Genomic DNA, 9302 nt, shown 5'->3' on the forward strand with positions numbered 1-9302 from the left:
ATTATTGAAAGATCTTGTCAGGCTTGGAATGAAATACTAAGTGAGGATGGTTTTATTAAAAATTTGTGTAGTAGAGAGTGGAGTTTTTTGGTTTAGTTGTTTTTTGAATTTGGTATAAATCAGAATATTTTGGATTGGCAGTTTGTATTTACTGATAGGCAGCATAGTTGCCTTCATGTTTATTGGGTTTCTTTTTCATCTATTTTGGGTAGTGTAGCTGATTGTTCGCTGTATCAAGGGCATGAAATCACTTCCTCAAAAAGAAGCACACTCAAACCCTACTGGATGGATGTTCTAATATTGATTAGTTTTTAGTGGAAATAAGTCAAAACAATCTATGCAATTACCTGAATTTGTTGAAAACAATCTCTTGGAGAAGTAAAATGAAAAAAACATTGTTAGCTATACCATTCGCTCTATTATTAACTGCTTGTGGAACACCTTCTGTTGATGATTTAATTGAAGATCCAGAATTGCTTCGAAAAATTATGAGAGAATGTGGTCTACTTATGATGCAAGGCGAGGATTACGATACTGAAGAATGTAAAAATGCTAAGCTTGTTCAAAAAAAGATGATGAATAATCTGCTAGGTAATTTTAGACAAAAACTCTAAAAAGATTAGATAGAACAGCAAGAGTGCATTTTAATTAGCAAGTGTAGCGGCTAACACCTCAGCACTTTCCTGTACTAAATCTAAGCCCCTACCTTCGACCATGATTCGAATAAGTGGCTCAGTACCTGAGGCACGAATTAGCACTCTACCTGCCTCACCTAGAGATTTTTCTACCTCAAGTTGTGCTGTTTGCAAGGCTTGATGTTGTAATAAATCAATCTTTTCTTTGGTTTTAACATTGATGAGTGCTTGCGGATATTTTTGTACTTCAGATTTTAATACATTGAGTGTCTTGCCAGTTTTAACAAGCACCTCCAACACTTGCAAAGCAGCAATAATACCATCACCTGAGGTAGTTTGCTCAAGACAGATAATGTGCCCTGAGCCTTCACCACCTAAAACAGCCTTGCTTTTTTGCATTTGCTGCATAACAAACCTATCGCCCACATCAGTTTCGATAAAATCAATGCCTAAATCTTTATAGCCGTGACGCACACCAAGATTGGTCATTTGTGTACCAACTACCGTATTATTTTTAAGTCTATTTTGCGCCTGCCAGGCCTTGGCAATGATGAAAACCAGCTCATCACCATCAACTAACTCCCCATTGCTATCCACCATCATTAAACGGTCGCCATCGCCATCAAAAGCGATACCTAAATCAGCTTTATTTTCTAATACAGTTTTCTGTAGATGCCGAGTATCCGTAGCACCACAGTCAAGATTAATATTAAAACCATCGGGCTGATGGTTAATAACAACAACATTAGCACCCAATTCGGCAAATACATTTTCTGCAATATGATAAGTGGCGCCATTTGCACAATCAACCACGATATTAAGGCTAGACAAATCAATATTTTTATCAAATGTATGTTTGCAAAAATCAATGTAGCGACCTAGAGATTGCTGATGGCGAATGGCTTTGCCGATATTTTCACTGGTAACACTCACCATAGGTTCGCTCAGGCGCTTCTCAATGGTTCTTTGGTCTTGGTCGCTAAATTTAAGCCCCTTATTAGAGAAAAACTTAACTCCGTTGTCCTGAAAATGATTGTGTGATGCACTAATAACCACACCCGCTGTGGCGCCATAAGTTTGCGTGAGATACGCAATAGCCGGCGTTGGCATTGGACCCAACAAACCAACATCCACGCCAGCAGATAGAAAGCCTGCCTCTAGTGCAGATTCAAATAAATACCCTGAAATACGGGTATCTTTACCAATAACAACGCTGGGTTTTTTGTTTTTTTGCGCTAAAACTGAACCCACTGCCCAACCTAATTTCAAAAAGAAATCCGCTGTGATTGGCTTTATGCCTACCTTGCCTCGTATGCCATCTGTTCCAAAATAATTACTCAACTCACACTCCCTAAAACCATTAACCCATCCTTAGTTTCTTCCACATCATGCACACGCACGATATCCGCACCGTTTTGAACCGCTATTATAGCCCCCGCAACACTACCTGTCACTCTTGTGCTCACATCCCTATCACCAAGCATCTGCCCAATCATAGTTTTGCGCGACATTCCTGCCAAAAGTGGCAAACCAAAACTTTTGAATTCGTCAAAACAACGCAGGATTTCTAAATTGTGTTCATAGGTTTTACCAAAGCCAAAACCTGGGTCTAAAATAAGTTTGCTCTCGCTAATACCTGCACTAATACAAGCTTCAATTCTACCTGCAAAAAAGTGCTTAATATCCTCTATCACCTCATCGTATACAGGACTTAATTGCATATTTTTTGGCACACCTTGCATATGCATCAAGCACACATCAACACCCAACTCGCTCGCTGTTTCTAACGCACCATTGACACGCAAAGCACAAACATCGTTAATCATACTAGCACCTGACTCAACGGCTTGTAGCATTACTTCTGGTTTGGAAGTATCAATTGAGATGGGAACATCAGTAGTTTCAGCAAGTGTTTTAATCACAGGGATAACACGCACAAGTTCATCTTTAAAAGAGACAGGTTTGGCATCTGGACGCGTAGATTCACCGCCAATATCAATAATATCAGCACCTTGGTCAATCAGACATTGCGCCTTTTGAATAGCATCAGCAATATCAAAATGTTGTCCACCATCAGAAAACGAGTCAGGCGTTACATTTAACACGCCCATAATTTTTGCAATCATAATGGCAGAGGTAGGCTAGATTTGTTTAGGCCACTTGCTCGCTACCAGTTAATGGTTCTTCATTAGAATCATCAATCATATCTTCTGATACCTCAGCACCGCCTTTACCCAGCTCAGTAGATGCAACATCAGAGTCAATAATCGCAGCAGCCTCACGCATTGGCTTTCTTTCCATTAAATCATCAATTTGTTCTTTATCAATGGTTTCAAACTCCATCAAAGCTTTGGTCATGTCAATCAAGATGTCTTTGTTGTCTTCTAAAATTTTTAAAGCCATTTGATAATTAGTGTCAATAATTTTACGGATTTCACTGTCAATAATTTTAAAAGTATCTTCTGAAATATGCTTGTGCTTAGTCACTTGCCTCCCTAAAAATACCTCGCCATCATCTTCGCCATACGCCAAAGGACCTAAGGCATCCGACATACCCCATTGCTTGACCATCTTATGTGCAATCTCAGTAGCACGCTCAATATCGTTACTCGCACCTGTGGTGACTGCATCATCGCCATAAATCAAACCTTCGGCAATGCGCCCACCAAATAATGCCGCTATTTGAGAGTTCAACTTGCGTTTAGAAATACTGTAGCTGTCTTTTTCTGGCAAGAACATTGTTACTCCTAATGCGCGACCTCTTGGAATAACACTAACCTTATAAACTGGGTCATGCTCAGGCACCAAGCGCCCAACAATTGCATGTCCTGCTTCATGATAAGCTGTCATTTCTTTCTCGGCATCATCCATCACCATGCTTTTTCTCTCAGCACCCATCATAATTTTATCTTTGGCTTTTTCAAACTCTTGCATACCAACTAATTTTTTATCCTTACCTGCGGTAATCAATGCAGCCTCATTACACAAGTTTGCCAAGTCTGCACCTGAAAACCCTGGTGTGCCTTTAGCGATATTGATAGATTTAACATTTTTAGCAATCGGTAATTTTTGCATATGCACTTTTAAAATTGCATCTCTGCCATTAATATCTGGCAAACCCACCATCACTTGACGGTCAAAACGCCCTGGTCTCAGTAATGCAGGGTCCAATACATCTGGACGGTTAGTAGCAGCAATCACAATAATACCTTCAGAACCTTCAAAACCATCCATCTCAACCAACATTTGGTTGAGTGTTTGCTCGCGCTCGTCATGACCACCGCCCATGCCAGCACCACGCTGACGACCCACTGCATCAATTTCATCAATAAAGATAATACAAGGTGCATTTTTCTTAGCTTGTTCAAACATATCACGAACGCGTGATGCACCCACACCTACAAACATTTCAACAAAATCAGAGCCTGAAATGAAGAAAAATGGCACCTCTGCCTCGCCTGCAATGGCTTTAGCCAATAAAGTCTTACCTGTACCTGGAGGTCCAACCAACAAAACCCCTTTAGGAATCTTGCCACCCACTTTAGTGAATTTACTAGGTTCAGATAAAAAATCAACCAACTCTTTCACATCTTCTTTGGCCTCTTCTACGCCAGCCACATCTTTAAAAGTAATATTTGACTCGTCTTTAGGGATTAATCTCGCCTTAGATTTGCCAAAACTCATGGGATTTTTACCGCCCATTGCACCACCAGCACCCTTCATTGTATAGAGAATAACCCCGATCAATAATAAAATAGGTGCTACTGAAATAACTAACTGCTTAAAGAACCCCTCTTTCTCAGGTGGTTTGGCAACCACATCCACACCATTGTTTAATAAATCACCCATTAGCCCTAAATCTCTAGCGCCATAAGTGCTAAATTTCTCACCACCTGCACCGACACCAGTAATGTTGTTACCTGAGATGGTGACGCTAGAAACATCACCCTGCTTAACGCTTTGAATAAACTGAGAATAAGTAATCTCGTTTTTATCCTCACCCATTTCAAACTGGTTAAAAAGTGAGGTTAAAGAAATACCTAAAACCAACCAAAACAATAAATTTTTAAACATAATGTAAAATTAAGAAAAATAAGAAAACAAATATACCCTAATAACTCTACTTTTATGTAGAGATAAATAGCGATTTTTCAAGGATAATCAACAAAAAAATCTAAATTCTGTCATAATTCACACTTCACACATTCAATAAAAAAAGATTATGTCAAAAACCAACTTACTTTCTATCTTTATTATTTCTAGTTTATTAAGCGCTTGTGGTTTTCATGTGCCTAAAAATAGTGCACCAATTAATGCATCTGTGACGGGTGATGTAAATAGTCTATTCATCACCGAATTTAAAAAACATCTTGATGCAAGTGCAATGCCATCTTTGCAGCTTGAAATTGGTAACGAAGTACAAACAAACCAAACTGCTGCTTATAAAAAGAATGGCGATTCTAGTAGCTATACACTAACACTTAGTGTGCCAATCAAAGTATTACGCGCTCAAAAAGTATTATTATCAAAAAACTTAACAACCAGCATTACTGTCAGAAAATTGTCAACATTGCGTTCAAAATCACAGGCGGACAAGTTACAAATCAAGCGTAGTTTTTCTCAGCTTCGCGAAACACTTGCCACAAAATTGTTAAGAATATTACAGCATTTGAATGCAAATTAAGCCTGAACAACTCAGCAAAGTACTAACCAAACAACTTGATTCACTTTATTTTGTTTTTGGCCCAGAACTTTTACTGGTTGAACAAAGCCTAACACACATTAAAAACACCGCGAAAGCACAAGGTTTTGACGAGCGCGTCAGTTTTGAGGTTAATGGTAATTTTGATTGGGGCAAAATCACCGCCGAACTCTCAGCAACTTCATTATTCTCATCAAAACGCATTATTGAATGTCATTTGACCACCGGTAAAATAGGACAAAAAGGCTCAAAAGCACTCAGTGAGATCGCTGCCAATGTCGCCGATGATATTTTATTTATCGTCTCTACTGGCAAACTGGATTTTGCCCAACAAAAGAGCAAATGGTTTAAAACGCTAGAAGCAAATGGCAATATCGTACAGGCTTGGGAAGTACAACGAGACCACCTTGTTGGCTGGATTGCCAACCATATGGCAGAGTTAGGACTTGAGTCCAACCCAAAGATTGCAGAAAATATCGCTTATTACACTGAAGGTAATTTGTTGGCCTCTATGCAAGAAATTCAAAAACTCAAGATGGCTTATCCGAATGGCAATATCGATATTGAAGACTACCTACAACAACTCAGTCAACAATCACAATACACCATCTACAACCTAATCGACTCAGCACTTATGGGTGATAGCGAGCAAGTGCTTAAAATTTATGCATCAATGACTACTGACACAGCAATGCCAATTATACTAAGTGGTGCACTTTATCGAGAGATTAACTCAATCACCAATATGGCAATTGAGTTGCAACAAGTCAAGCAAGTTGGTAGCGTGATGAACAATCATAGGGTATGGAAAAGTAGACAAACAACCATCGGCAACGCACTAAAACGACTGCCTTACCAGCGCTTACAAAAAATATTATTATCACTTGGGCGTATTGACCGCTCAATCAAAGGTGTGGATAATCTAAATGTCATTGATGAACTACGCATATTATTATTAACACTCGCAGGAAAAACACTATGGACTCAATAAAAGATTTAATTACCCTGCTCGGTCAAAATGCGCGCACCGCTGCAAAAACACTGCGTAGTGCAAGCACACAGCAAAAAAATAACGCTTTGAATAATATTGCCACACAAGTTGATAAAAACCGTAAGGATATTTTAAACACTAACCAAAAAGACTTAGAGCAAAGCAAAAACAACCAGCTAGATGCGGCACTACTAGATAGATTAATGCTAAATGATGCCCGCTTAGACGGTATTATTGAAAGCCTGAGTCAAATTGCCGCTCTGCCTGACCCAGTCGGAGAAATCACCGACCTTAAATTCCGTCCAAGTGGCATTCAAGTGGGCAAGATGCGTGTGCCACTTGGGGTAATGGGCATTATTTATGAATCTCGTCCAAATGTAACGATTGACGCAGCGGCACTTTGCCTTAAATCAGGTAACGGTGTCATTTTGCGAGGTGGTTCTGAAGCCATTAACTCTAATTTAGCACTTTACTCTTGTGTTAAACAAGGGTTAATTGATGCTGATTTAGACCAGAACTGCGTGCAGTTAATTGACACGACTGAACGCTCGGTAGTCAGCGAATTAGTCCAAGCCACAGCCTATATAGATGCCATCATTCCCCGCGGTGGAAAAGGCTTGGTTGAGGCAATTAGTGACAGTGCGAAGGTACCAGTAATCAAACACTTACATGGTATCTGTCACACCTATATTGACAAAGATGCAGACACACAAAAAGCCATTGATATTGCCTTTAACGGTAAAACGCGTCGCTACGGTGTGTGTAATGCCACCGAAACTTTATTAGTACACGCTGGTGCGGTGGGTCGCATAATGCCTGAACTCATTGCAAAATTCACTGCCAAAGGCGTAGAACTCAGAGGCTGTAAAGAAACACAAAAACTCTCAAAACAAATTGTCCAAGCCACTAATGAGGATTGGGACACAGAATACTTAGAGGCAATTTTATCCATTCGCATCGTCAATTCAATGAGCGAAGCCATCGCCCATATTGACCAACACAGTTCAGGACATACTGAATCCATTGTTACTGAAAACTACACTTCTGGGCGTCGCTTTATGAGCGAAGTAGACTCCTCTTCAATAATGGTTAATGCCTCCACTGCTTTTGCCGATGGCTTTGAATACGGACTCGGCGCCGAAATCGGCATCAGCACTGACAAATTTCATGTGCGTGGACCTGTTGGCCTAGAGGGGCTTACTTCACAAAAATATATCGTGCTTGGTGATGGGCACATTCGTCCTTAAAAACAATAATAAACAAAATGAATATAGAACAAACATTAACCATCTTTCAACGTGGCAGCAATGAAATCTTGCCACTTGATGAGCTAAAAGACAAGCTAAAACGCAAAAAAATTCTAAAAATCAAAGCAGGGTTTGACCCAACAGCACCCGATTTGCATTTAGGGCATACAGTTTTAATCAATAAACTCAAACAGTTGCAAGATTTAGGGCATGAGATTCAATTCTTAATCGGTGATTTCACCGCAATGATTGGCGACCCGACTGGCAAGAGCAAAACTCGCCCACCACTTTCAAGAGAGCAAGTGCAAGAAAATGCCAAAAGTTACACCCAACAAGTTTTTAAAATTCTAGATAAAGACAAAACTAACATTGTCTTTAACTCGCAGTGGATGGATAAATTAACCCCAATGGAATTTATTAAACTTGCCTCAATGCGTACTGTTGCCAGAATGTTAGAACGCAATGATTTTGAAACCCGCTATAAAAATGGTAATGATATTGCAATTCACGAATTTTTATACCCACTTGCTCAAGGATATGATTCTGTCGTATTGGAATCTGATGTAGAAGTTGGTGGTACCGACCAAAAATTCAACCTATTGATGGGTAGAGAATTACAAAAGCGTTACGGCAAAGAACAGCAAGTTATCCTGACTATGCCAATTTTAGAGGGTTTAGATGGTGTACAAAAAATGAGTAAATCATTAAATAACTATATTGGCATTGATGATACCCCTGATGAAATGTTTGGCAAAATTATGTCAATCTCAGATGATTTAATGTGGCGCTATTTTGAATTGCTAAGCTTTCAAAGTCTAGAAACTATCGCCCACTTAAAACAAGAAATGACGCAAGGTAAAAATCCAAGAGACATTAAATTTATACTTGCTAATGAAATTATCACACGCTTTCATAATGCTGAGGCTGCCAAACAAGCACAACAAAACTTTATTAACCGCTTTGCCAAAAACAAAATCCCTGATGAGATGGAAGAGTTTACCTTTGACGCTGGCGTCAAAATTGCCAATTTACTTAAAGATGCTGGACTTTGTCCCAGCACCTCAAATGCCTACCAAATGATCAAACAAGGTGCTGCTAAAATCAACGGTGAAAAAATCACAAACAAAAATCTTGAGCCTGAAATAGGGACAGAAGTTTATCAAGTCGGCAAGCGCAAATTTGCAAGAGTGACAATCCAATAAAGAAGGCGTATAATACTCATTTTTGGGGATGATATGGCTTCGACGAGGAGTTGGATCCCAAAGATGCATGCCGAGGATGAGAATAACTCGTAAAAGTTTCTTAAAAAAGATAGTTGCAAACGAAAACAACTACGCTCTAGCTGCATAGCTAGCCGCTCCCTTGAGATTGTCTGTATTTCTTGGATAGCGGTCGATTACAGACTCGCTAGGATTATTTTTTCAGGATAATTCGGTTAAAACTTACTGGGATCGCACTTGCAATCCCTGATGGTCGGGTGGCAAGTTGCTAACTACAATAGACCAAACTAAGCATGTAGATTCTTTGTTTGAAGGTTTTCGGACGCGAGTTCAATTCTCGCCATCTCCACCAAATTAGTGATTATGCCCGTTTTTTAACGGGCGAATTCAACCCATAAGTGCAACACTTCCATTTAAAAAATAGTCCTTGCCAGTCATCTTGGCAAAGACCTCAAATGGGGTCTTGTACCCCAAGCATTTCCTAGGTCTATTATTCATTAAATCTGT

8 protein-coding genes, 1 other RNA gene and 1 pseudogene are annotated in these 9302 nt (G+C 39.6%); 6 read left to right on the plus strand and 4 right to left on the minus strand.

The annotated features are described in order from the left end of the window. The first annotated feature begins 383 nt into the window (after window positions 1-383). Complete coding sequence (locus tag BBROOKSOX_RS07380) at window positions 384-614, plus strand: EexN family lipoprotein (protein WP_139660556.1); 231 nt, start codon at window positions 384-386, stop codon at window positions 612-614. Between the two features lie 30 nt (window positions 615-644). On the opposite strand, the gene glmM is transcribed toward BBROOKSOX_RS07380, so the two are convergent. Genes glmM through ftsH form a run of 3 tightly spaced genes read right to left on the minus strand, consistent with a single transcriptional unit; the run spans window position 645 to window position 4709 of the window. Further along, window positions 645-1976, minus strand: a complete 1332-nt coding sequence (gene glmM, locus BBROOKSOX_RS07385) for a phosphoglucosamine mutase (RefSeq protein ID WP_139660557.1) — start codon at window positions 1974-1976, stop codon at window positions 645-647. Further along, window positions 1973-2761 carry a dihydropteroate synthase gene (folP, locus tag BBROOKSOX_RS07390; protein ID WP_139660558.1) on the minus strand — a complete coding sequence of 263 codons (789 nt, stop codon included), beginning with the start codon at window positions 2759-2761 and terminating at the stop codon, window positions 1973-1975. Before folP ends, glmM begins: the two co-directional genes overlap by 4 nt. 25 nt (window positions 2762-2786) lie before the next feature. Beyond that, complete coding sequence (ftsH, locus tag BBROOKSOX_RS07395) at window positions 2787-4709, minus strand: ATP-dependent zinc metalloprotease FtsH (RefSeq protein WP_139660559.1); 1923 nt, start codon at window positions 4707-4709, stop codon at window positions 2787-2789. A gap of 148 nt (window positions 4710-4857) precedes the next feature. Here ftsH and BBROOKSOX_RS07400 point away from each other — a divergent pair, with 148 nt between their 5' ends. The 5 genes from BBROOKSOX_RS07400 to ssrA all read left to right on the plus strand — a co-directional run bounded on the left by BBROOKSOX_RS07400 (window position 4858) and on the right by ssrA (window position 9147). Next, window positions 4858-5319 carry a hypothetical protein gene (locus tag BBROOKSOX_RS07400; RefSeq protein ID WP_139660560.1) on the plus strand — a complete coding sequence of 154 codons (462 nt, stop codon included), beginning with the start codon at window positions 4858-4860 and terminating at the stop codon, window positions 5317-5319. Then, entirely contained in the window at window positions 5309-6328 is a 1020-nt protein-coding gene (gene holA / locus BBROOKSOX_RS07405) for a DNA polymerase III subunit delta (protein ID WP_139660561.1), read from the plus strand. Before BBROOKSOX_RS07400 ends, holA begins: the two co-directional genes overlap by 11 nt. Beyond that, window positions 6316-7575, plus strand: a complete 1260-nt coding sequence (locus tag BBROOKSOX_RS07410; RefSeq protein ID WP_139660562.1) for a glutamate-5-semialdehyde dehydrogenase — start codon at window positions 6316-6318, stop codon at window positions 7573-7575. Before holA ends, BBROOKSOX_RS07410 begins: the two co-directional genes overlap by 13 nt. A gap of 17 nt (window positions 7576-7592) precedes the next feature. Next, on the plus strand, window positions 7593-8777 hold the full coding sequence (tyrS, locus tag BBROOKSOX_RS07415) for a tyrosine--tRNA ligase (protein ID WP_139660563.1): 1185 nt from the start codon (window positions 7593-7595) through the stop codon (window positions 8775-8777). Between the two features lie 24 nt (window positions 8778-8801). Continuing rightward, window positions 8802-9147, plus strand: a transfer-messenger RNA (tmRNA) gene (gene ssrA, locus BBROOKSOX_RS07420). Window positions 9148-9182: 35 nt separating this feature from the next. On the opposite strand, the pseudogene BBROOKSOX_RS12585 reads toward ssrA, so the two are convergent. Continuing rightward, window positions 9183-9302, minus strand: a pseudogene (locus BBROOKSOX_RS12585) (IS30 family transposase); the annotation flags it as partial.

This window comes from bacterium endosymbiont of Bathymodiolus sp. 5 South, assembly GCF_900128535.1.
GTDB lineage: Bacteria > Pseudomonadota > Gammaproteobacteria > PS1 > Pseudothioglobaceae > Thiodubiliella.

Excerpts from the sequence above, each read along its gene's own strand:
- folP (WP_139660558.1), bottom strand. The coding sequence starts at position 2,761 with ATGATTGCAAAAATTATGGGCGTGTTAAATGTAACGCCTGACTCGTTT.
- tyrS (WP_139660563.1), top strand. The coding sequence starts at position 7,593 with ATGAATATAGAACAAACATTAACCATCTTTCAACGTGGCAGCAATGAA.
- BBROOKSOX_RS07410 (WP_139660562.1), top strand. The coding sequence starts at position 6,316 with ATGGACTCAATAAAAGATTTAATTACCCTGCTCGGTCAAAATGCGCGC.
- ftsH (WP_139660559.1), bottom strand. The coding sequence starts at position 4,709 with ATGTTTAAAAATTTATTGTTTTGGTTGGTTTTAGGTATTTCTTTAACC.
- BBROOKSOX_RS07380 (WP_139660556.1), top strand. The coding sequence starts at position 384 with ATGAAAAAAACATTGTTAGCTATACCATTCGCTCTATTATTAACTGCT.
- BBROOKSOX_RS07400 (WP_139660560.1), top strand. The coding sequence starts at position 4,858 with ATGTCAAAAACCAACTTACTTTCTATCTTTATTATTTCTAGTTTATTA.
- holA (WP_139660561.1), top strand. The coding sequence starts at position 5,309 with ATGCAAATTAAGCCTGAACAACTCAGCAAAGTACTAACCAAACAACTT.